A 23,548-nucleotide genomic window follows, 5' to 3' on the forward strand; every position below is an offset into this window, starting at 1 on the left:
ATAATCTTCTCTGTCAAAAATATTTTATAAAGTTCCTGAATCATGGCTTTCCCGAGCCGAATGACCGGCATTAGGTAAAACCTTTCACTAAAGAGGATACCAGATTTGAAAAGGTTTTACAAATACTTTTTTTACGATCGAATATCCCTGACACTATTGCGTTCAATCAGTTCGATTGGTAAAGACACCTCCTGAAAAGCTCTCTTTTGGTCTTGAATCCGTGCCAAAATAAGCTTAGCAGCACTTTCACCCATTTCAAAAGCAGGTTGATGAATCGTTGTTAAAGTGGGCGTAACATACTCGGCTAAATCAATATCATCATAGCCAACAACCGAAATATCATCGGGAATTCGAAGGCCGGCTTCGTGAATTCCCCGGTATAAGCCAATTGCAATTTCATCATTTAACGCGAAAATTGCCGTTGGCTTAGTTGCCAAGGCCGATTTAGCAGCGTGATAACCGCCCAATTTGGTTAAGTCAGTTTCAATGATCCGTTCATTAGGAATTGCCATTTGATGTCTTTTAAACATATCCAAAAAGCCGACCAATCGCTGATGTAAATTCAATGTCGGTTGCTTATCGGTAACCACCGTCACATCACGATGACCTTTCTTAATCAGATAATCTGCCAACATTTCACCGCCATGATAGTTATTAACGTCCACTTTGTCTCCTTCAGTAATCGGTGCCTGGTCCGTCAGCAAGTAAGGGATGCCGTTTTGATTCAAAATATTATCAATGTAGCTGACATCTGAGATCGCAGAAGCGATTATCATGCCGTCTGCGGCTCGACGAATCGATTCAAAGAGATAATAGCTTTCCAGCTTTTGATTGTTGTTAGAGCCAAAAATAAGGGGGATATAGCCGTTATCCATTGCAACCGACTCAATCCCCCGCAAAAATCGACTAAAAAACGGGTTATTAATATTCGGCACCAAAACGCCAATGGTGTGTCCACTTCTCCGAATCAAACTTTGGGCGTTAAAGTCTGGTGCGTACCCCATTTCTTTCTGCAGCTGGTGAACCCGCTTAACGGTTTTTTCACTAAAACGATCGTCCTTACCATTCAAAATTTGTGAAACCGTGGTAACGGAAACGTTGGCTCGTTTAGCCAAATCGGTAATGGTAACTTTTTTTGTCATAACGATTCTCCATTCAAGACATAATCTAATACAGATAAGTATATCATGATTGAATTAAACTGTTTTACCAAATTTGAATTAACGCCCAGTCAATCTTTAAAAGTTGACCACATTTAACAAACCATTACTTAAGTTCATAATGTCAAACAGCCACCAAAAATGGCAGATAACAAAAAAACGGCTGAAACAATCATCAAACGATTGTCCCAACCACAAAGTTGAACGATTTTCTTTTAAGCAATCTTAATCGTTAATCAGCATTAAGACTTAACAATTTTATCAATCTGAGCTAATTCATCAGCCGTAAAATCAAGGTTATCCAAGGCTTTGAGGTTGTCTTCCAAATGGCCGACCTTTGAAGCGCCGGTGACAACACTGGCAACCGTCTTATCATGAAGCAACCAGGCTAATGCCATTTGAGCCAGATTTTGACCACGGTTTTTGGCAAGGTCATTTAACTCGTTTAGCTTTTTAACCAGTTCTTCTTTACCATGTTTAATAACGAATTGATTACTCCAGTGAACCTTTACATCATCACTCATGCCGCCAAGATACTTGTCGGTCAACAAGCCTTCAGCCAGTGGACCATAAGCAATCAACGCCTTGTTTTCATCTTTTAACGTCTTTAACAGGCCATCGTCTTCAATTTCTCGATTCAGCATATTATAGGATGCTTGATTAACAACAAACGGCGTATGCAATTCCTTAAAGTAGCGACTGATTTCTTTGGTTTGGGCCGCGTTATAGTTGGAAATTCCAATATAAAGTGCCTTACCTGAACGAACGATGCTATCCAAAGCATTAGCGGTTTCTTCCAGACTGGTATTCGGATCAAACCGATGACTATAGTAAATATCAACATAGTCCAAGCCCATTCGCTTCAAACTGCCATCCAGGGCGTTGATCAATGTCTTTCTGGACGAGAAGTTACCGTATGGCCCGGGCCACATGTTAAAGCCGGCTTTCGTGGTGATTACCAGCTCATCTCGATACGGTTTCAAGTTGGCCCGATAAACATCTCCAAACATTCGCTCAGCTGCACCTGAAGACGGCCCATAATTATAAGCAAGGTCAAAACTAAAGATACCTTTATCAAACGCCTTTAAAATCACTTTCTCGCTGTCACCATAGTTGCATTATCGCCAAAACTATGCCACATCCCAAATGACAAAGCAGGTACTTGAAGTCCAGAATTCCCTGCCCGTCTTACAACTGCATGATCATAACGTCCTTCATTTGCCTTGTACATATACATAAATCAATCCACCTTTAATAAAAATTAATTACCTGCCAAATAGTTTCCCAACTGATTGTTGATTATGAATCAATGTAATTGCTTCACCGAATAAGTCCCCCACTGAAACAACTTCCAATTTCTCAAACTGATCAGCTTGGGCAATGTTGATTGAATCCGTCACGATAACCTTCTTAATTGCTGACGCTTGGAGTCTTTCCTGAGCGTTGCCGGAGAAGACAGCGTGGGTTGCAACGGCATAAACATCGGTTGCGCCGGCCTTTTTCAAAGTCTCAGCAGCAATCGTCAGCTTAAATGCCGTATCAATCATGTCATCAACAATGATCGCCTGTTTGCCCGTCACACTTCCAATGACTGATTCTGGAACCGTTGTTGCATCTTCCGGGGAACGATTATCAATAATGGCAATTGGGGCATCTAAAAGCTCAGCAAACTTTCTTGCCCGCGAAACCCCGGTATGATCGGGTGAAACAACCACGCTGTTGGCATCATCGTGCTTATCGGCAAAATAATTTGCCAACAATGTGTTAGCTTTTAAATGATCAACTGGGATATTGAAGAATCCCTGAATTTGGTCGGCATGTAAATCGAGCGTCACAACCCGGTCAACACCATCCATTTCCAAAAATGAGGCAACCAACTTGGCAGTAATCGGCTCACGGGAACGCGCCTTACGATCCGCCCGTGAATACCCATAATACGGAATGACAACGTTAATTGACTTGGCACTCGCCCGCCGAACGGCATCAACCATGATCAATAATTCCATTAAAGTTGAGTTTACCGGGTCGGACACCGACTGAATAATGTAAACTTCGTCGCCCCGAATGCTTTCGTTAACGCTAATTTTTATTTCGTCATCACTAAATTTTTCAACAGTTGCATCACTAAGCGGCACGCCGACTGCTTTGCTGATTGCTTCAGCAAGCGGACGGTTGGAGTTTAAAGAAAATAATTTAACCTTAGGATGTGATTTCAATTCAGCCATGTTACCCTCCAAGTATTCTTGTTTAATTAAATATTACCATAATATTGGTCCAACGATACAGTGAATCACCGTGAAAAAATAAGAAGAAATCACTCATATAACGTTTTCATCACGCAAAACAGCCGACTAATTTGAAACCGACTGCGGTCCTTGTTCAAATTGGGCAGGGGTAACCCCGGCCATGCCAATCATCGGATCAATCAGTTCACGCGCAATTACTTCCTCGGTCAGACGTTTCGGTAATTCATTTGGCTGACCGTCATCAGTTGAATCCCCACCTTGGACCGCCGGGGTCATATCAACTTCCGCTACCGGCGATACCGCTGATGACGTCTCGGAACTAATCCCAATAGCAGCTACCAATCGGGCAACCAGACTGGTTTTTCGATTAACCGACAAACTGCGGACACACTGCTCAAAAGCCTGCTTTTCTCCCAGCATAATCAAAAAATCACTTGCGCGAGTAACGGCCGTGTAAAGCAAATTTCGCTGCAGCATCCGTGAATATTGATGGACAATTGGTAAGATCACCATTGGGAACTCACTGCCTTGGGCTTATGAATTGAAGTACAGTAAGCCAACGTAAATTGAACCCACTCATTTTTCTCGTAAGTCACCTCGGTTTCGTCAAAATCAATTATGATTTTGGTCGGTACCGTTTGATTTTTAGGTGCCTGCATACCGACAATAATTCCCAAATCACCGTTAAAAACGTTTTGCTCCGGATTATTAACCAATTGGAGTACCTTATCACCAATCCGATAAGTATGATCTTTAATCGTTACTGATTTTCCTTCAGGATTAACCTGCCAAACATTTTGCAAAACGTTATTCAGATGATCAATTCCGGCCGTGCCCCGATACATCGGTGCCAATACTTGAACGTCCATCAAGCCGAAGTCCTTTTCCTTTGCCCGTTTGGCAACTTGTTCAATAACTGAGGGCAGCTGCGCTTCATTACAAGCGATAAACGAACGGTCGGACTGATTTTGGTCAAAGTTGTCAGAAAGCCGACCGGCATGAATATCGTGCGCCAATTGAACGATCGAAGAACCCTTTTCCTGACGGTAGATATTATTCAAATGCATTGCCGGTAATTGTTTGGAAACCAGTAAATCATGAAATACCTGACCAGGGCCAACCGAAGGCAGCTGATCCTGATCGCCAACAAAGACAACCTGCATATGATTTGGTACCGCCCGCATCAGTAACTTAAAAAGAAAGGTATCAACCATTGACATTTCATCAATAATCAGCAAACTGCCCTCAATATCCTTTGGGGACGTATAATCGGCAGATTCCTGGCCATTCAGCCCCAACAACCGATGAATGGTACTTGCCGGCAGTCCCGTTGAATCAGCCATGTGCTTGGCGGCCCTACCTGTAGGAGCTGCTAAGACAATTGGAAAAGGCTTATCTTTATACTCATTCAAATCCAGCGAATACTCATGGAGCCGGGCGTAGGTATTGACAATCCCATTAATAATCGTTGTTTTTCCGGTTCCCGGGCCGCCGGTTAAAATAAAGACCGGTGACTTAATTGCCTTTAAGATAGCTGTACGCTGCGACTGATCATAATTAATACCAAACTTATTTTCAACTATTTGAATCTGTTTTTTGATCGCATCATCCGAAAAATCAGTTTCGCCGTCATCTTTGTTTTTAATCACCCGATTGAGATGTTCGGCAATTTGGACCTCGGCATTATAAACGTAACCAAGATAAATTCGATCGTCCTCGCCAACAATTTTATGCTCTTTTGCCAGCGCAATTAATGACTCCCCCAATTTTTGGCCACTGACAGGGACAGTGCCATTATTATCGAGCAGCGAACCTGCCATTTTCAGCAAATCAGCCGTTGTTGTATAAGTATCACCGTTTTCAAAGCAAAGTTCCTGAATGGCGTAAAGCAGGCCTGCTCGAACCCGTTCGGTGGAGGTCGCGGTTATTCCCAGCTTCAATGCAATGGCATCCGCCCGCTTAAAACTGATACCGCGGATATCTTCAACCAATTGATAGGGATTTTTAGCAATTATTTTTAGCGCGTCACCATGATATTTTTCATAAATCGCTGACGCCACCTTACTGGAAAAGCCATATGAATTCAAGCCAACGATCACTTTCTCAAGGTCGTCGTTTACATCCAAATTTTCTGAAATTGCGTTGCGCTGTTTTTGCGTAATCGGTACCCGTTCCAAAACTCGTCGGTCTGCACTGATTCGTTGAATGGCGTCATCTCCCAGCACCTCAACTACCCGTTTGGCGGTCGCTTGACCAATACCTGGAAAACGGTCGCTGGAAAGGTATTTCACGACCCCTTCCTTGGTAGTCGCAATCAGACTTGTATAATTGCTGGCTTGAAATTGTTTACCATAACGGGGATGGTCAATCACTTTACCAACAAAATGATAACTGTTTTCTTCAACAACATCGCCGAAACTACCGGTAACAACGATTTCACTATCCGGCCAGCTAAGATTGGTATTGGCAATTTCAATTAACAAAACCTTATAAAAGCTGTCATTGCTGGAAAAGAAAATCGCCTTTAGCCGGCCATCGACGTACATATTTTGATTTAAATTATCTTGGGGTTCAAATAATCCCATCGGTTGATCCACGTTCATTCTCCTCATAAAACAACTTTAATTCATGTCATTTTGGCCTATGCGACTAATCCTGATTTGGTTTCTTTTTATTTAATTGAACAAATTTTTCAATATCTTTCAACTTTTGCTGGCCGTTCTTAAAGTATGTTGGATCATATTGCTTGGCTTTTTTAAAATAATCTTCAAAGTCTTCCCCCAATACCATGGCAACCAGGCCTCGATTAAAATTGGCCTTGCCATTTTGAGGCTCTGCCTTTAAAGTTAAATCGTAAAAATCTGCGGCTTGGGAAAAGTTTCCCAAGGCTAACAAATTATCACCAATCATTTGATTAACGACCGGATCCTTTTGACGGGTACTCTGAGCAGAAAGGGCAAATACCATCGCCCGTTTATTATCTCCCTTTGCCATATAGCTTTGGGCCAACATAATATAAGCTTCGGACTGCAGCTTTTGATCGTCGATTTCTTGAAAAATCTTAATCGCCTTATCATATTCTTCGGCAGCATAATAAACGTTACCAAGTCCAAATTTCAAGGTATCCAAAACATCTTGGTCAGCTGTTTTAAAAATCCCCAAAGCCTTCATGAGAAGCTCTTCAGCCTGTTCATAAGACTTGCCCTCAACCAATAACGTCGCCAAATCATAATAATGATGATAATTATGCGGATCGGCATCAATTTTAGCCACTAGTTGATGCGTCAATTGGGCTGCTTTTTTCTCTTCACTTTCGCGTTTCTTAATATATTTACGTTGATTTTCCTGATTCTTTTTTTGTAACTTTTTAATTTTATCTGAATTATTCTCTTTCATCATTTGGCCACCTAAACTAAATCAGTTTCGTCCAATTTCTTGTTTAAATAACTGGTATCATTCCACTTTACAAGTGAGAACGACTGCCTTGATCACTACTATCCAAAATAGTGGTACTGGTATTCGCCAGGCCACCGCGTTTGCGCAGATCGGCCAGCGGGGTCCCCAATAAGTGGTTGATCTCGGCATTCAATGCCGCACCGTGGCTGACAATCATCACGTTTTTTTGCGGATTGCTACGAACAATCTCGATAATTGCGGGTGTCATTCGATTAATCACATCAACAAAGCTCTCACCGCCGATTTCGGTTGGATCGTAAAGAACGGGGTGGTTCCGAAAATTCTCAAATTCTTGGGGATACTGTTCTTTGACGTCGGTAAACTTCATTCCTTCCATCTTTCCCAAATCAAATTCTTCCAGTCGGGACATCAATGAAATAACGGGATGACTTTTTAATCGTCGTGCAATCGTTCCAGCTGTGATTCTGGCTCGTTTGATCGGGCTGGCATAAATATGATTGAAAGGTACATTTTGAAAATGATCCGCTAGTTGTTTCATTTCACGATAACTTTCAGAAAGCAGCGGTGAATCACCTCCGGCCCCCTGGTAACGGCTTTCGAGATTCCATTCGGTTTTTCCATGTCGTACAAAATATAATCGCGTCAAAAGCCATTCCTCCCATATGTTAATCACTCACTATTATGACAGCATTGGCGAGGAAATTCAAAGAAATTCAGTGTGCGAAGCAAAACGGTTAATGTCCGGAATATAAGGCGTGAATCTTGAAAATCCTGGGCCTGGATTTTTAAGATTTATCCCTTATATGGAGCGGCATTGTTTTGCGCAGCAGTCCTCAAACCAACAACCCCACTTTCCGCTTCAAATCCCAATATTACAGTGGTAAGCTTATTCTAATCAGCTTTTCTTTTAACGGGCAGCCCCCTTAGGATTGCTTGTCAAAAGAAATCCCATTGTTAGGAGGAAATGTCGATGCTCCAGACGCTTTTATTTGCTTTGATTCCAATTATCGTCACGATTGGAATTGGTTACTTTGCTGCTTATCGAAATGATTTTGACGACCATGACAGCCAGCAGTTCGTTAAACTGGTCATGAATTACGCCTTACCTTTCAGTGTTTTTGCCGGAATTTGGGGAACGCCCAGAAAAATTATTATCGCGGATATTCCCTTAGCCGGCTGGCTTTTGGCAAGCATGGTCGGCTGCTACGTTATCTTAATGATCGCTTATCGGTTCGGCTTTCGACTGCCATTGGATTTATCGGCGCTTAGATCGTTGTCGGTCGCCGATCCATCAGTTCCCTTTATCGGGTCGGCTATTCTGCCCCTGTTATTTGGCGATCAAGTCAGCGCCATTACCATCGGCCTTTGTACTTTAATTATTAACATCCTGCTTTTACCGGCAGTTTTCGCTTCCTTGGCAGAAGAAGGCGAAGTCACTTCTATCAGCGAACGGCTCATCAGCACGTTTAAAAAGCCGTTAGTTCTTAGTGCCCTGCTGGGATTTGTCATTGCCTTGGCTGGTTGGCAGATGCCCGCGGAACTGGAGAATACCTTTATGGTTCTTGGTAAAGTTGCCGGTGGATTGGCACTGTTTTCCATTGGGATTGTCCTTTTTACAAGAAGAATTACAATCAGTCCCTCTATTGGGATCAGCGTTTTTGCCAAAAACGTTCTCTTTCCGTGTGTTATCTGGTTAATCATGCTGGCAGTCCACGCACCGGCCGGTATTATCAATATCGTCGTTTTAACCTTGGCAATTCCAACAGCTACCATGCCAACAACTTTGGCCATTCAATTTAAAATCAAAGAATCGGAAATTGCCTCCATTCAATTTTGGAGCACGGTTTGCTCGTTTGTCAGCATGCCAATCTTCATGTGGTTGATCGGCTAACCCTATAATATTGTAAGTTATTTCATAAAAAGGAGATTCAAACCAAATCGGTTGAATCTCCTTTTTGAAGCTTTATATAAGCCAATTGTTAAACATATTGTAACTCTTTAGCCTGCTTGTAAGCAGCATCAATAATGGCAGAACCAAGGCATTCCTCACCATCATAAAAGACGACTGCCTGACCAGGTGTAATGGCCCGAACGGGTGCGTCAAAATCAACCCGCACTTTCCGGCCATCATCACTTAAATGAACCGTTACACCGGTATCTTTTTGTCGATATCGGAATTTAGCCGTACAGTGAAAGTCATGACCACGATCCAAATTATTAACCCAGTGGATATCGGAAGCTTCCAAATAATCTGCGTACAGTAACTCATTATGATAACCCTTACCGACGTACAGAATATTCTTTTTTAAATCCTTGCCAACCACAAACCAGGGTTGGTTGTCGATACCATCGCCACCAATACCAAGGCCACGACGCTGACCGATTGTGTAATACATCAAGCCATCATGCTGCCCCTTGACCTCACCGTCAACAGTCATCATCTTACCAGGCGTTGCCGGCAGATAATGGCCAAGAAACTGCTTAAAGTTCTTCTCACCAATAAAACAAATCCCAACGGAATCCTTCTTATCAGCCGTTGCCAATCCTGCTTTACGCGCGATTTCCCGAACTTCCGGTTTTACCAAATTACCAATCGGAAACATAACGCGATCCAACTGGTCGGCAGATAACTGGCTCAAAAAATAGGTCTGGTCTTTATTGCCGTCGGTTGCCCGTAAAAGATGGTTATGACCATTCTCATCGCGGGTCAACTGAGCATAATGACCGGTTGCGATGTAATCGGCTCCCAGCTCCAGTGCATAATCCAAAAAGGCTTTAAATTTAATTTCCTTATTACAGATCACATCCGGATCGGGTGTTCGGCCCTTTTTGTACTCATCCAAAAAGTACGTAAAGACCCGATCCCAATATTCCTTCTCAAAATTGACCGAATAATATGGAATCCCGATTTTATTGGCTACCTTGCAACATCTTTATAATCTTCCGTTGCCGTACAAACGCCATTTTCATCGGTATCGTCCCAGTTTTTCATGAAAACGCCAATCACATCGTATCCCTGTTGTTTGAGCAAATAAGCCACAACTGACGAATCAACGCCACCGCTCATTCCAACAACAACCCGAGTTTGACTGTTGTCTTGCATAAAACCACCATCATTTCAATTAGATTCTGGAGAATCTACGAGTGAAGGTCGTAATTTCCAGTAAAATTTATATTAACGCATTCTGGGCCGAAATGCTACTGATGACCCCATTGACTAATCATTAAAATAGTCAGCCATTAACTTTTGAACCGCCAAATTGTCTTCGGGTTTACCAATTGAAATTCGCAGCCAGCCAGTTTTTAATCCGTTTCGCACTAAATAGCCGTTTCTAAGTAGATAGTCGTGCAGCCGATCCGCATCCCCAGCCTTAAAGAAAATAAAATTGGCGGCTGATTCATAAAACGGCAGATTTTGTTTCATCAAAAAGTGGTGCCATTTGTCGCGTTCCTGGACAACTGTTTCAACCACCCGGTTAACAAATTCCGTATCCTTAAAAGCAGCCGTTGCGGCAATTTCTGCAAACGTACTTAGATTATAAGGCAACCTGGTCGCCTGCAGATAGCTCATTAATGGCGGGTTGCAAACCGCGTAACCAACCCGAAAGTTGGCCAGGCCATACGCCTTGGAGAAAGTCCGTAGAACAACCAGATTATTAAACTGTTTGGTTAGCTGAATTACCGAAGCTCGTTTATCACCAACGAAATCGATATAGGCCTCATCCACAATTACCGTTACCGATTCCGGAACGGTCTCCAGGAACGATTGAATCGTGGTGGGAGCCAAGAACGTCCCGGTTGGATTATTGGGATTGCACAGCCAAATCATTTTGGTGCGAGCCGTAATCTGATCTTTGATAGCCGTTAGATTCAAAACGCCGGCATTGTCGAGCGCTACTCGTTTTATAACAGCCCCTTCGATTTGAGAATGAAGCTGATATTCGGAAAAGGTAAGTGCCGGATCAATCACTTCGTCGCCGGGTGCCAAAATGACTCGACATAGCAGCTCGATCACTTCATCCAACCCGTTGCCAAAAAGCAAATGATCCTCATCAATCCCAAAACGGTTTGCAATCGATTTTCGCAGAACCTCTGCATTGCTGTCAGGATATAAATTAGCATCGCTAAAATGCCATTTATCCAGCGCCTTGGCAACCTCAGGCGAAGTCCCAAAGGCATTTTCATTAGCAGACAGTCGTACTAATTTTTTTAACCCGTATTGAGATTTTAAATCGGCTAGGGTTTGCTCAGGAACGTAGGGATTCAGATGTTTGACTGATTCTTTTACCATAAGCGGCCTCCACTCTTCATCATTTAATTACCAATTTTTAATATCTTTTCGATCATGAATTCTGCTTTGACGGCCCTCTCGACTGGCCAGCTCTTCTTTGATCTGCTTTGGCGTAATGCCGCGCTCCGCCATCAGCACTTCCACGTGGTAAGCCAAATCGGCTACTTCCAAAATAAAGTCCGGATCCGAATCATTCTTAGCGGCTACCACTACCTCAGTTGCCTCTTCACCGACCTTTTTTAAAATCTTGTCCAAACCCTTTGTAAATAAATAATCAGTATACGATCCCTTTTCAGGATTGTTCTTTCTCTTTAAGATCAAATCATATAATTCATCCAAATTTTGTTCAGCCATTATTTTTTCTCCTCCAATACTGTTCGATAAAAGCAACTGGTGTGGCCCGTGTGACACGCCGGCCCAGCAGGAATTACCCGCATTAATAACGTATCCTCATCACAATCGATCGCCATTGAAACCAATTCCTGGGTATTACCGCTGGTTTCACCTTTATGCCACAGTTCCTGGCGACTGCGGGACCAAAACCAGGTTTGCCTGGTTTTTAAACTCCGTTGATAACTTTCCTGATTGACATAGGCCATCATTAATACCTGGTTAGTCCGATCATCAACAACAATTGCCGGAATCAACCCATCAGCGTATTTGGCAAAGTTTGGTGTTAACGTACGATCACCCCATCTGTTTTTAATTGCTGCTTAACATCACTAATTGTCAGTTCACCAAAGTGAAAAACTGATGCGGCCAAGGCCCCATCGACATTGGTTTTCTGAAATACATCTGAAAAATCACTAAGCTGGCCACAACCACCAGAAGCAATAATTGGTACCCCAACTGCCGCGGTTAATTGCTGATAAAGGCGAATATCATAGCCGCTTTTAGTGCCATCCTTATCCATACTGGTAACCAGCAGTTCACCAGCGCCTCTTTTAACGCCTTCTTTCGCCCATTCAATTGCGTTTAAACCTGTGGGCTGACGGCCGCCGTTAACAAACACTTCATAGGCATCGGTTTCGGGGTTGAATTTAGCATCAATCGCCAAAACAACACACTGACTGCCAAATTTTTCGGCCCCGGCGGTAATTAATTTCGGCTGCCGAACGGCCGCCGAATTAACAGCTGTTTTATCAGCCCAGCTTTTAAGAGTGCCATCATATCGGCAACGTTGTGAATCCCACCGCCAACTGTTAGCGGCATAAAAACCTGACCGGCCACCTTCTCAATCGTTTCAACGATGGCTTTTCGTTTTTCGTTGGTTGCCGTAATATCCAAGAAAACCAATTCATCAGCACCCTGCTTTTGATAAGCGGCGGCAATTTCGGTCGGATCACCGACATCCTGCAGATTAACAAAGTTAACCCCTTTTTTAACCCGGCCGTGATCCACATCCAGGCAGGGAATAATTCGTTTAGCCAACATTTTGATCCACCTCCGCCAACGTCGACAGCGGTAAATCACCGGTTGCCATTGCCCGGCCGACGATGGCCGCTTTAATCCCCGTATCAGCCAGCTGATTTAAGTCGGCAACGTTTCGAATCCCGCCCGAAGCAATCACCGTTGCTTCCTTGAAGCGACTCTGCAGATTGCTTAATTGTGCCACATTAGGGCCGCTCATGGTCCCGTCTCTTGAAATGTCGGTCACAATAAACGTGCCAACGCCAAACGAAACCATTGAAGCCATTAACTCGGCCATTTTAACCCGGCTCTGTTCCAGCCAGCCGGAAACGGCAACCATCCCGGCTTTGCCGTCGATCCCCACGACAATTTGATCTGCCCCGAATTGTCGGATGGCTTTTTGAACCAGCTCAGGATCATTCAAAGCCGCTGAACCAAGAATCACTCGTTTAACACCGGAAGTCAGGTAAGCGTTGATTTGCGACAACGATCGAATGCCGCCGCCAACTTCTACTGCCAGATTGGTTTGCGCACAAATTTGTTGAATAATTGACCGATTGATCGGCCGACCCGATTTGGCACCATCCAAGTCAACCAGATGTAAGCTGGTCAAGCCAGCCTTTTCAATTGCCAACGCCTGTTTTACCGGTGATTCACTGATTAATGTTGTCTGATTAAAATCGCCCTGGTACAGGCGGACACTTTCCTGATTTTTTAAATCAATTGCGGGAATAATCTGCATTTTCAACCATCTCCTTAAATTTCGTTAACCCGGCGAGCCCGACCTGCCCACTTTTTTCAGGATGAAACTGCATCCCAATCACATTATCTTTTTTCACAATACTTGGCATTTTAACGCCGTAGTCAACGGTTGCCAGAATATTAGCTGCAGCTGTTTTTACATAGAAAGAATGAACAAAATAGCTAAACTGCTGATCAAATACGTCAGCAATTGGTGCTTTTTGGGTTACCTGGTTTTGATCCCACCCCATGTGGGGAACCTTAACCCCAAGATTATCCGGAATGGCAACGACTTCCCCCTCAATTAACGAAAGCCCGGCTGTTTGACCAAACTCGTAGCTTCGGTCAAATAACAGCTGCATGCCCAGGCAAATCCCCAGCATCGGGGTCCCCTGCCTGGCAACTTGTTGAATAATCGGAATCAATTGACGTTCGTTTAACGCATCAACCGCTTTTTTAAAAGCGCCCACTCCCGGTAGGATCACCCCATCGGCTGCCAAGATTTTTTGTGGGTCGGCACTCAGCTGGTTTGGCACGCCCAGAAAATCCAGTGCTTTTTTAACGTTACGCGTATTGCCCGTATCATAGTCAATAACAACAATCATCAAATGACCCCCTTGGTTGATGGAATCCCCTTAATCTCAGGATTTAATGTCACAGCCGCTCTTAAAGCCCGTCCCAAAGCTTTAAACAATGTTTCAATCTTGTGATGGGTATTACGGCCGTAGAGTACTTCAGCATGCAAATTCAGCTCCGCGTTAAACGCAAATGCCTGGAAAAAGTCCTCAGTAACTTCCGTATCATAGCCGCCTAAATGGTCATTGGCAAATTCAGCTTTAAATACCAGGTAGGATCGACCTGACAAATCAATCACGACCCGGCTGAGCGTCTCATCAAGTGGGATTAACGCGGAACCAAAACGTTCAATTCCGGCCTTATCGCCCAAAGCTTCTGTTAAAGCCAACCCCAGCGCAATACCGACATCTTCGATCGTGTGGTGCGGATCCACATCCAAATCACCCTTGGCCTTAACAACCAACCCGAAGCGTCCGTGCTTGGCAAATGCCGTTAACATGTGATTGAAAAAGCCAATTCCCGTATCAACCTGAATCTTTGAATAATCATCTAAATTTAATGTCAATTCGATTTGAGTTTCGTTTGTATTTCTTGAAATAGATGCTGTTCTCATTTTGATAGCTCCTCAATTTGGTTTGCCCGGGCTGCTTGTTGGTCGGCGGCCTGTAAGTTTTTAATCAACGTTTTGATTTGCGGCTGATATTGGCGAAGGGCCAATCGGTTAACCACTAATTTGGTGTTAACCGGCTGCAGCTTGGCATATACTTTCAAATTATTTTCCCGCAGTGTTGTTCCCGTTTCAACAATATCCACAATGGCGTCCGCCAAGCCAATTAGTGGCGCCAACTCAACCGAACCTTCGATTTTGATGATTTCAACATCTTCGCCGATTCCTTCAAAATAACGCTTGGTAATGTTGGGATATTTGGTCGCGATAATCTTGCGGCGCTGCTGTTGGGGATTAAAGTCCGCTGTTGATGCCAAGACGAATCGACATTTACCGACGCTTAAATTTAACATGGCATATTGAAAGTTCGTTTGCTCGTCTAAAATATCACTGCCGACAATGCCAACCTGAACGGTCCCGCTATTTAGGTAAGTCAAGACATCCGGTCCCTTCACTAAAATAAATTCATATCTGGGATCATCTTTAAAAATTAATTTTCGACCCTTGTTCCTTAAGCCCGAGCAGTTAATACCGCTCGCCGCCAACAGCGGTACTACCTGCTGTTCGGTTCGTCCTTTTGTTAAAGCAATTTTAATTGGCGCCATATTATTGCCTGCCTTTCGTTAAATCTAATAGTCTGCTGCCGGTGCTGTCAGCCAATTGCTTTGCTGCCTGACGTGATTGGGAAAGGCAGAGCGTTGCGTTTTGCACTTCAGCCAACTTGCTTTCCGCTAATTCCCATTGATCATCATCAAAGTAGATCAGGGTCTGTCGCTGGTCAACAGGCAATTCAGCCCGCTCCACCAACGCATCAACGTCAAACGCAACGCCAACCGCCGAGACCTTCACTTTCTGGAAATTGGTTAGCAAATCATCATACCGGCCGCCACTGAATAAATAATCCGCAGATTTGCCGGTAAATCCCCGAAACGCCATACCGGTGTAATAGGATTGCGGAGACGGAACGCTTAAATCCAGTGTCACGTGATCCTCTGGGAACTGCTGATTCAGAAACGATTTGGTTGCAATCAGACTCTTAACAATTTTTTCAACTTCAACCGCCCGCGGCAACGTTTCAACAATTTTGATAACCTGATTAAAATCACCAAACAACCAGGGCCACTCAGACAAAAACTTTTCAAATGCTGTCCCCGTTAGTGGTGCCCAGAGGCTTTGATACCTGCTCAGATCCTTGTCAAACAACGCCTGCTTGAGACTGGCTTTGGTTGGATCCGGTAAAGGCAACTGCCGAATCACCGCTTCAACGAATTTGGCCTGACTGAGTTCAACCGTCACATCTGCCAAATTCAGCTGCCGGCACCCCGAAAGTGCGACCTGAAGACATTCCCAATCGGCTTTCAGTCCTTTATAGCCGATGATTTCAATTCCCGCTTGGGTAATCTGGTTATAACTACCGGAGAGCCGCTTTTTTACCCGAAAAACATCACCGTTGTAATACCACTTAACAGGCAGCTCAATTCCGGTTGTACTCATCACTCTGGCAACCGGTAAAGTCAAATCCGGCCGCAGAACCAGCGTCTCACCCTGCTCATCCAAAAACTGATACGGCCGATAGTTATCCGCACTCAACGGCTTAAAGACGTCCGAATATTCCACAACCGGTGTCGTTAACTTACGAAATCCCCGGTTTTTGAAGAGATCCAATAATTTTATTTGAAGTTGTTCCTTTACTTCTGCCTGACTGCCAAACTCATCACGGGTGCCGTTTGGTAAATTCTTATTTTTCACTTCTGCCACTTCCTTTGATTTCTGGGTGTTAACCGTTTTGCTTCGCACACTGTTTTAGGACTGCTACTCAAAGCAACATTCTGCATATAAGGGATCGGTTCAAAAAATCCAAACCCGGGATTTTCCGAACCGACGCCTTATATTCCGAACGTTAACCGCTTTGCTTCGCACACTGTTTTAGGACTGCTGCTCAAAGCAACACTCTGCATGTAAGGGATTCATTTCAAAAATCCAAACTTCGGATTTCCGAAATGAACGCCTTACACTTCGAGTGTTAACCGCTTTGCTTCGCACACTATATAAAAAACGTCCCCGAAAACTTCATTCAGTTTTCGAGGACGAATTTTAATCGCGGTTCCACCCCAATTTGCAGCTACCTCACGATAGACTGCCTTACGTTGCCAACAACTACTCATCGGTTTACTTTGAAACCCGATAACAGTTGCGGTAACCCTGATAACGCTAAACCTGCGAATTGATCTACTCCGTTCAATCAATTAGTTCATAGATGTGTTTTCACCAGTCGAAATGATTCCTTCTCAGCTACGGAACTCTCTTTACATTCAGAGCTGGTTACTTTTTCTAATCAAAACTTTATTTTATTATTAATCCTTAATTTATAAGAAATCATATCACGATATGCCAAAAAGTCAAGTTGGTTTTTCCAAGTTAATTAAAGAAACTCTGCCAATCCATGATAACCGTGTCCGATTTCGGCAATACTGTGCGCGTCACTGCCGTAAATCAATGGAATGCCCATCTGCTTTGCCAGAATAGCAACTCCAAAGTTGGGGTACGGTTCATTACATGCCGTTTTGTATAGGCCAGCCGCATTAAAATCGAGCTGTTGACCATTAGCACGAACCGTCTCAAGAATTGATTGAATCAGCACCTGATTCTCGTGATTATACCGAGGCGCCAGCTGAAAATGATCCTGAAATTTACGAATCAACGTTATGTGACCGATTCGCTTGGGCCCAAATTGCCCCAAATCTGCCGCTGCTGCTTGCCGAACCAACTTAAAGTACTTCGTATACAAAGCCTGAGAATCACTGACAATCGACAATAACCCGGTGTTGAAATCAGTCAGCGTATCATCAACACACCAATACTTATTATCTCGCCCCTTCATAAAATGAACAGACAAAATATTATCATCGGTTTGCGGCCCATATTCGTTTAAAAAATCCCGCGTCCATGAAATAAAATCCGCCAAATAATCAACTTCAAAGCCGATATTAATTTTAATTTGATCCGCATATTTCTTTTTCATCGCCCGCATTTTGTTAAAGTAAGGTGTCAGATCACTCATGTCAATTGATGCTTCGGTTAGCCCTGTCAGTTGACCAGCGTACTCACGATTCAACTCCGGCGGCAGTGGTGCGTGCTCCGTAATGCTATATTCTCCAAAGCCCAGCCGAATTGCCTTTTGAATCATCAGTTCAACATCATCACCACTACCATGCGGACAAAACTCAGTGTGAGAATGGCCTTCGCGTTTAACCACATTATCATCCTCTGTTTAAAAAAACGTCAGTAAACTCTACTTGGAATAACACAACTAATCAAGCGGTACCTTTTGAATCCAACCTTCAGGCGCTTCAACATCACCGAATTGAATACCAGTCAATTCATCATAAAGTTTCCGGGTTAACGGTGCAACCTCGGTTTCACTGTAAAAAACGTGCAGGTGATCTTGATACTCAATGCCGCCAATTGGTGAAATAACAGCAGCCGTCCCCATTGCGCCAGCCTCTTTAAACCGATCCAAGTCATTAATGAATACGTCCCCCTGGACAGCTTTCAAACCAAGCCGATGCTCAGCTAAATACAGTGCAGAAAATTTTGTAATACTTGGTAAAATTGAAGGTGACTTCGGCGTCACAAATTCATTATCTTTTGTAATGCCAAAGAAGTTCGCTGATCCGGCTTCTTCAATTTTGGTATGAGTTGCCGGGTCAAGATAAATAACATCTGAATAACCGGCCTTGTGAGCCTGATCGCCAGGCAGCAAACTACCGCCGTAATTACCACCGACCTTACTCTGACCAGTGCCATGAGGCGCAGCCCGGTCATAATAAGACGTTGTAAAGTTGGTTGGTTTTAAACCGCCTTTGTAATAGGCGCCAACGGGCATGGCAAAAATCGTAAACAGATATTCTGAAGCTGGATGAACACCGATATTACCACCAACGCCAATCATTAACGGTCGCAGATAAAGGGTCGCACCGGTTCCATAAGGTGGAACGTAATCGGCATTAGCCGCTACCACCTGCTTAACTGCTTCAATGAACTTGTCTTCCGGATACGGTGGCATGAGCAGCCGCTCACAACTATTGTGCATCCGCTTGGCATTCATGTCCGGTCTAAACAAGTTAATACTGCCGTCTTTAGTCCGGTAAGCTTTCAAGCCTTCAAAATCAGCCTGCCCATAGTGAACCGAGGTTGAGCCTTCAGAAATATGTAACGTACTGTCTTCGGTAAGTTTGCCGGCATCCCATTTGCCATCCGAATAGTGAGCCAGAAATCGATAAGGTAAATCCATGTAATCGAATCCCAGGTTATTAAAATCCAACTCTGATGCGGGTTTTGCTTTAGCCATAAAAAATCCTCCTAAAATATGTCATCAACAATCATCGGTTTGGTCTAACCAATTTCTAATAGTCTAATATTTTAATGGCCGCGTGTCAACCAAATTCAGATCGCACTTATTTAAATTTTAACTTTACGCTTTAAAAACACAAAAAACCGTCTCTCATAAATCTGAAAGACGGTTTTATATCTTAAATTGAACTTTTTAGACTATCAGGTACGCTTATAGTTCAACCGGTACAACCCAGCCATACTTATCTTCAACGTCACCTTCCTGAATGCCGAACAAGGTGTCGTAAAGTTTTTGCGTAACGGGACCCGGCTTGGTCTCACTGTAAAAGACGTGTTTCTTACCCTTGTAAGTTAACGAACCAACCGGTGAAATAACAGCAGCCGTCCCCATTGCACCAGCTTCAACCAGATCATCCAAATCATCAATTGCAATTCGGGCTTCCTGAGGATTTAAACCCTGATCCTTAGCAATTTGCAAAATTGATTTTTTGGTGATTGAAGGCAGAATTGAATCTGATTTTGGTGTTAGGAATTGGCCATCTTTGGTAATTCCATAGAAATTAGCACCATCAAATTCATCGATGTACTTATGCTCACGTGGATCCAAGTATAAGCAACCGGCAAAGCCTTCCTTTTTGGCTAAAATCGACGGCAGCAAGCTGCTTGCATAATTGCCGGCAGTCTTAGCCTGGCCCGTTCCGGCACCGGCAGCCCGATCGTATTCACTAACCATGTATGGCATTGGTGTCAGGCCTTTAATATAAGCGCCAACCGGTGTTGCATAAATGTGGAACGTATACTCATCCGAAGGCGTTACCCCAACAACTGGTTGCGTACCAACCATGAATGGCCGAATATATAAAGCACCACCAGAACCATAAGGTGGAACAAACTCCTGGTTGGCTTTAACAACGGCCTTAACGGCTTCCACAAACTTATCTTTGGGATACTCGACCATTGCTAATCGTTTAGCTGAATTGGCCATCCGTTCTGCGTTCATACTAGGACGGAAAAGATTAATCCCGCCATCCTTTCGGCGGTAAGCCTTCATACCTTCAAAAACTTCCTGACCATAATGTAAATCTTCAGCGGCTTCGGAAAATGTAAGTGTTGAATCGGTTGTCAAGCCACCGTTCTGCCATTTACCATCTTTAAATTCCTCATTGTAGCTGTATGGTAAATCTCTATATGTAAAGCCTAAATTGGACCAATCAAGATCCTTAACATCTTGTTTTGCCATTAAAAGAAACCTCCTTAAATTTAAAATCAAGCCACACTGGTAAGCGGCCAAGAATCCTAATTTTATAATATCAAGGTGGTTGGGTTGAAAAACAGCCTAGCTTGCTGATAAAAATAATAGCTCTTAGCACGTTTATCATTGTATCTTAATTAATATCTAATTTATCCCTTTTAAAAAGAGCTGTCAACATAAAATTTAACAACGATTACTCAAAATGCCGGCTTGCCAATCACGGCGGTCCAAAAGAAAAGATCCAGCTGATAATTAGAATCAATTCTCAATCATCAGCCGGATCCAATTTTACACAGATACCGATTGCTTTTTAACCAACACGTTTCAAAACGTCTCGGTCAATTAAATTGTTAATTAAAAAATTAAACTGCTCAATGCTTTCCTTAGTTTCAGAATTTTTAAAAATATTCACCTTTTGAAGACCGTTACCAGTCGTAATCGACATCCGAAACCCATCAAGTTTTTTGGCAACCATCATCTTAAATTTGTATCCCGTCCCGTATGGGGAATTAGGATCCAGTGAACGTTCCAGAGAATAGTTGCCGGCCTTGGTTTCAACGAATCCCAAATCCTTTAATGTATACCTTTTCACCTCGGGACTTATTTCGTAAGTGCTGGTATCGCCAGCCAACTTTACCGTCTTTGAGAAGGCCATTACATCTTCACTCCCTTATTTTTAAGTCGATCAACTGTCTTCGTAATCGCCGTCACCAGCTTATCCAAATCGTCATAGGTATTATAACGACCGAAACTGATTCGAATCGATTCACTGATTCTGGGGCTGTTTTTACCATACATGGCTACCAACACATGGGAAGGCTCAATACTACCGGCCGTGCAGGCAGAGCCGCCTGAAACGGCAATGCCGGCCAAGTCAAGGTTGGTTTGCATAACGTAAGTTGAAATTCCCTTCAGCCAAATGTTAAAGACATGGTTTAAATTGTTCTTGGCAATCTGACCATTAACGTCAAAATCAATGCCATTTTCGGTTAACTTATCAGCAATATAATGCTTAAATTTAAAATACTTTTCCTGGCGTCGGGCCTTTTCCTCGCTGGTGATCGTTTCAACTGCCTTGGCGAAACCGGCAATTGCCGGCACGTTTTCCGTTCCGGCTCGTCGCTTGGTTTCCTGGTCCCCACCCTTAATCAGGCTGGGGAAATTGACACCGGTACGACGATAGAGAAAACCGATCATCTTCGGCCCATTAATTTTGTGGGCCGAAGTTGACAGCATGTCAATATGGTCCCGTTGAACGTCAATATCCAATAAACCATAAGCTTGAACCGCATCCGTATGAAACCAGGCTTGATGGTCTTTTAGAATTTCACCGATTTCGTGAATTGGCATCACGGAGCCAACCTCATTATTCCCCGTCATAATAGATACCAGGATTGTCTCATCATCCAAAGCGGCTTTAAAGTCATCTAATGAGATGTTTCCGAATTGATCAACCGGCAGGTAGGTTATCCGAAAGCCAAGCTTTTCAAGGGCCTTCATTGGCTTTAAAATCGCTTCGTGCTCAATCGCGGTTGTAATGATATGTTTTCCAAGGGACTGGCGGGCCAATGCCGTCTGCATAACCGCTGTATTATCGCTTTCCGAACCGCCACTGGTGAATACGATCTCGTCCGGGTCAGCATTAATGGATTTAGCAATTACTTCCCGGCTGGCTTCCATAACTTGTTTAGCCTGTCGACCAAGTCCATAAAGAGTCGAGGCGTTTCCGTACACGTGCTTATATTTGTCCATTAATTCAGCATAAACTTCATCCGAAACCTTAGTGGTCGCGGCATTATCCAAATAAATTTCTTCCAAGAATTTCACTTCCTTGCTGCTTCATTCCTAAATAAATCAATCAGCATTTGGCCAGACTTTTTGCCGGCCGTAACAATAAATTGATCAAAACTGACTTCAGCGTTTTCATCCCCAACATCGGACATTGCCCGAATAACGGCATACGGCGTCTGATTTTGATAAGCCACTTGACCAACTGCTGCGCCTTCCATTTCCGAACAAAGCGCATCCGGAAAGTCGGCTTTGATCTTTTTAATCCGCTGAGAATCCGCAATAAACTGATCACCGGAGACAATTAAGCCAAAATGAGCCGGCACCCCACTTTGCTTGGCCGCTTCAGCAATTTTATTTTCCAATTCTTTGGATGCCGGAAAACGAGCCGGGAAACCGGGTAACTGACCGATTTTATAATCCGAGGCCGTTACATCAACATCGTGATAAGCCGTCTCTGTTGAAATTACCAGATCACCGACAGCCAATCCTTCACCGATTCCGCCAGCCGAGCCGGAATTAATAACCGCGTCCACGTGAAAGGCATTAATCAGCGTTGCTGTTGTAATACCGGCCTGAACTTTGCCAATTCCGGATTTAACCAAAACAACCTGCTGACCATGAATTTGACCACTATAAAAAGTCATGTGACCATATTCTCGAGTTGATTCATTTTCCAATGCGTCTTTTAAAATGGCAAGTTCCTCGTCCATCGCGCATATTACACCGTACGTCATATTCAAACCAAACTCCTTAAATTTCAGTATTTAACGACTCTAATCGCCAATCTAGTTAACAAAGAATAAAATCAGATAAACCACCACGATTAGCCCAACTAAAATGCCGATCGTCCAATTTAGCCGGCGGTTAATCCGATGCCACCTGGGAGTTTTAAAGTCGGTTGGACTTTCACTAACCGGCTGTTCGCCAGGCTGCTGGTGGGTCCTCGCGTATGCCCGCTCAACTTCAACCCGTTTCTTATCGCGCTGTTTAAAATCGGCATCCTGCTGCTGTTTTAGCTTGCGATATTGTTCCCGGGTGAGTGATTCAGCATCCTTTTTTTCATCGGTCATCGCTTAAATTGTCACCTACTTCTGCATTAACTGCCAGTGTTGAATTGCCATAATTGTTTTGGCGTCTTGGATTTCGCCGTTTTTAATCATCGAAACTGCTTGGGCCTGGGTCTTTTCCAAGATCTCCAAGAACTCCCCCTTGTCACGCGGCAATTTATCTTTTACCGGTTCCAAATCAGTTGCCAAATACAATTTCATATATTCGTCTGAAAAACCAACAGATGAATAAAAGCCACACAGTTCTTCAACATGTTTCGGCGTATAGCGGATTTCTTCGTTCAATTCACGAATAACCGCATGGTGAAAGTCGGCATCCCGTTGATCCACCTTGCCGGCCGGAATTTCAATCGTCGTTGCCTTAACCGGTGCCCGCCACTGTCTCTCCAAGATAATTTTATTATCCCTGGTAATGGCCAGTACTCCGATCGCACCGGAATGATGGACAATCTCCCGATACGCGGTTTGACCATTTGGTAAGCGAACCGTTTGTTTTTCAACGTTAATAATGGCGCCATCGTAAATTGGCTGTGACTTGACGACGTGTTCTTCAAAGTCCACAAAATCACCCTATTTT

20 protein-coding genes, 5 pseudogenes and 1 other annotated feature are annotated in these 23,548 nt (G+C 43.6%); of the genes and pseudogenes, 1 reads left to right on the forward strand and 24 read right to left on the reverse strand.

Translation table 11 applies throughout. The annotated features are described in order from the left end of the window. Nucleotides 1-131: 131 nt before the first annotated feature. From rbsR to JCM14108_RS02700, 6 genes and pseudogenes are all read right to left on the reverse strand, one after another. Nucleotides 132-1,142, reverse strand: coding sequence for a ribose utilization transcriptional repressor RbsR (gene rbsR, locus JCM14108_RS02675; protein ID WP_035178253.1), 1,011 nt, complete (start codon nucleotides 1,140-1,142; stop codon nucleotides 132-134). A 260-nt stretch (nucleotides 1,143-1,402) separates the two neighbouring features. Then, nucleotides 1,403-2,391, reverse strand: a pseudogene (locus tag JCM14108_RS02680) (aldo/keto reductase). Nucleotides 2,392-2,425: 34 nt separating this feature from the next. Beyond that, on the reverse strand, nucleotides 2,426-3,385 hold the full coding sequence (locus JCM14108_RS02685; RefSeq protein WP_035178256.1) for a ribose-phosphate diphosphokinase: 960 nt from the start codon (nucleotides 3,383-3,385) through the stop codon (nucleotides 2,426-2,428). A gap of 126 nt (nucleotides 3,386-3,511) precedes the next feature. Then, nucleotides 3,512-5,991, reverse strand: a pseudogene (gene recD2, locus JCM14108_RS02690) (SF1B family DNA helicase RecD2). A gap of 64 nt (nucleotides 5,992-6,055) precedes the next feature. Continuing rightward, nucleotides 6,056-6,802: a tetratricopeptide repeat protein gene (locus tag JCM14108_RS02695; protein WP_152536898.1), complete on the reverse strand. Its 747-nt coding sequence runs from the start codon at nucleotides 6,800-6,802 to the stop codon at nucleotides 6,056-6,058. A gap of 11 nt (nucleotides 6,803-6,813) precedes the next feature. Beyond that, nucleotides 6,814-7,469 (reverse strand): annotated as a pseudogene (locus JCM14108_RS02700) (histidine phosphatase family protein). A 324-nt stretch (nucleotides 7,470-7,793) separates the two neighbouring features. On the opposite strand from JCM14108_RS02700, the gene JCM14108_RS02705 reads away from it, so the two are divergent. Beyond that, nucleotides 7,794-8,714 carry an AEC family transporter gene (locus tag JCM14108_RS02705; RefSeq protein WP_035178262.1) on the forward strand — a complete coding sequence of 307 codons (921 nt, stop codon included), beginning with the start codon at nucleotides 7,794-7,796 and terminating at the stop codon, nucleotides 8,712-8,714. An 88-nt stretch (nucleotides 8,715-8,802) separates the two neighbouring features. Here the strand turns inward: JCM14108_RS02705 and mnmA are convergent. The 18 genes and pseudogenes from mnmA to JCM14108_RS02795 form a co-directional block, all read right to left on the reverse strand. Beyond that, nucleotides 8,803-9,926: pseudogene (mnmA, locus tag JCM14108_RS02710) on the reverse strand (tRNA 2-thiouridine(34) synthase MnmA). Between the two features lie 114 nt (nucleotides 9,927-10,040). Next, the gene (hisC, locus tag JCM14108_RS02715; RefSeq protein ID WP_035178265.1) at nucleotides 10,041-11,114 is read right to left on the reverse strand and encodes a histidinol-phosphate transaminase; all 1,074 of its coding nucleotides are present in this window, start codon (nucleotides 11,112-11,114) and stop codon (nucleotides 10,041-10,043) included. Between the two features lie 27 nt (nucleotides 11,115-11,141). Continuing rightward, complete coding sequence (gene hisE / locus JCM14108_RS02720) at nucleotides 11,142-11,468, reverse strand: phosphoribosyl-ATP diphosphatase (protein WP_035178267.1); 327 nt, start codon at nucleotides 11,466-11,468, stop codon at nucleotides 11,142-11,144. Further along, nucleotides 11,468-11,821 (reverse strand): phosphoribosyl-AMP cyclohydrolase, encoded by a 354-nt coding sequence (gene hisI, locus JCM14108_RS02725; RefSeq protein WP_081759835.1) that lies wholly within the window; start codon nucleotides 11,819-11,821, stop codon nucleotides 11,468-11,470. Before hisI ends, hisE begins: the two co-directional genes overlap by 1 nt. Continuing rightward, a pseudogene (gene hisF / locus JCM14108_RS02730) lies at nucleotides 11,791-12,548 on the reverse strand (imidazole glycerol phosphate synthase subunit HisF). Before hisF ends, hisI begins: the two are co-directional and overlap by 31 nt. After that, the gene (hisA, locus tag JCM14108_RS02735; RefSeq protein ID WP_035178270.1) at nucleotides 12,538-13,266 is read right to left on the reverse strand and encodes a 1-(5-phosphoribosyl)-5-[(5-phosphoribosylamino)methylideneamino]imidazole-4-carboxamide isomerase; all 729 of its coding nucleotides are present in this window, start codon (nucleotides 13,264-13,266) and stop codon (nucleotides 12,538-12,540) included. Before hisA ends, hisF begins: the two are co-directional and overlap by 11 nt. Then, the gene (hisH, locus tag JCM14108_RS02740) at nucleotides 13,244-13,870 is read right to left on the reverse strand and encodes an imidazole glycerol phosphate synthase subunit HisH (RefSeq protein ID WP_035178273.1); all 627 of its coding nucleotides are present in this window, start codon (nucleotides 13,868-13,870) and stop codon (nucleotides 13,244-13,246) included. The genes hisA and hisH overlap by 23 nt, the downstream gene beginning before the upstream one ends. Beyond that, nucleotides 13,870-14,454, reverse strand: coding sequence for an imidazoleglycerol-phosphate dehydratase HisB (gene hisB, locus JCM14108_RS02745; RefSeq protein WP_035178275.1), 585 nt, complete (start codon nucleotides 14,452-14,454; stop codon nucleotides 13,870-13,872). The genes hisH and hisB overlap by 1 nt, the downstream gene beginning before the upstream one ends. Beyond that, complete coding sequence (gene hisG, locus JCM14108_RS02750) at nucleotides 14,451-15,113, reverse strand: ATP phosphoribosyltransferase (protein ID WP_035178279.1); 663 nt, start codon at nucleotides 15,111-15,113, stop codon at nucleotides 14,451-14,453. The genes hisB and hisG overlap by 4 nt, the downstream gene beginning before the upstream one ends. Nucleotide 15,114: 1 nt before the next feature. Beyond that, entirely contained in the window at nucleotides 15,115-16,257 is a 1,143-nt protein-coding gene (locus JCM14108_RS02755; RefSeq protein ID WP_035178282.1) for an ATP phosphoribosyltransferase regulatory subunit, read from the reverse strand. 331 nt (nucleotides 16,258-16,588) lie between these two features. Continuing rightward, nucleotides 16,589-16,856 (reverse strand) — a binding site (T-box leader). Nucleotides 16,857-16,930: 74 nt separating this feature from the next. Next, nucleotides 16,931-17,764 (reverse strand): histidinol-phosphatase HisJ, encoded by an 834-nt coding sequence (gene hisJ / locus JCM14108_RS02760; RefSeq protein WP_035178285.1) that lies wholly within the window; start codon nucleotides 17,762-17,764, stop codon nucleotides 16,931-16,933. Between the two features lie 54 nt (nucleotides 17,765-17,818). Further along, nucleotides 17,819-18,859, reverse strand: a complete 1,041-nt coding sequence (locus tag JCM14108_RS02765) for a branched-chain amino acid aminotransferase (protein WP_035178288.1) — start codon at nucleotides 18,857-18,859, stop codon at nucleotides 17,819-17,821. A gap of 213 nt (nucleotides 18,860-19,072) precedes the next feature. Then, nucleotides 19,073-20,101 carry a branched-chain amino acid aminotransferase gene (locus JCM14108_RS02770; protein WP_035178290.1) on the reverse strand — a complete coding sequence of 343 codons (1,029 nt, stop codon included), beginning with the start codon at nucleotides 20,099-20,101 and terminating at the stop codon, nucleotides 19,073-19,075. A gap of 322 nt (nucleotides 20,102-20,423) precedes the next feature. Further along, the gene (locus tag JCM14108_RS02775; protein WP_035178293.1) at nucleotides 20,424-20,768 is read right to left on the reverse strand and encodes a DUF1831 domain-containing protein; all 345 of its coding nucleotides are present in this window, start codon (nucleotides 20,766-20,768) and stop codon (nucleotides 20,424-20,426) included. Next, on the reverse strand, nucleotides 20,768-21,931 hold the full coding sequence (locus JCM14108_RS02780; RefSeq protein WP_035178297.1) for a cysteine desulfurase family protein: 1,164 nt from the start codon (nucleotides 21,929-21,931) through the stop codon (nucleotides 20,768-20,770). The genes JCM14108_RS02775 and JCM14108_RS02780 overlap by 1 nt, the downstream gene beginning before the upstream one ends. A gap of 5 nt (nucleotides 21,932-21,936) precedes the next feature. Continuing rightward, complete coding sequence (locus tag JCM14108_RS02785; protein ID WP_035178299.1) at nucleotides 21,937-22,638, reverse strand: 5'-methylthioadenosine/adenosylhomocysteine nucleosidase; 702 nt, start codon at nucleotides 22,636-22,638, stop codon at nucleotides 21,937-21,939. 51 nt (nucleotides 22,639-22,689) lie between these two features. Continuing rightward, nucleotides 22,690-22,974: a hypothetical protein gene (locus tag JCM14108_RS02790; protein ID WP_035178301.1), complete on the reverse strand. Its 285-nt coding sequence runs from the start codon at nucleotides 22,972-22,974 to the stop codon at nucleotides 22,690-22,692. Between the two features lie 15 nt (nucleotides 22,975-22,989). Beyond that, on the reverse strand, nucleotides 22,990-23,532 hold the full coding sequence (locus JCM14108_RS02795) for an NUDIX domain-containing protein (protein WP_035178302.1): 543 nt from the start codon (nucleotides 23,530-23,532) through the stop codon (nucleotides 22,990-22,992). Nucleotides 23,533-23,548: the final 16 nt, after the last annotated feature.

The organism is Lentilactobacillus farraginis DSM 18382 = JCM 14108 (assembly GCF_000583655.1).
Lineage (GTDB): Bacteria > Bacillota > Bacilli > Lactobacillales > Lactobacillaceae > Lentilactobacillus > Lentilactobacillus farraginis.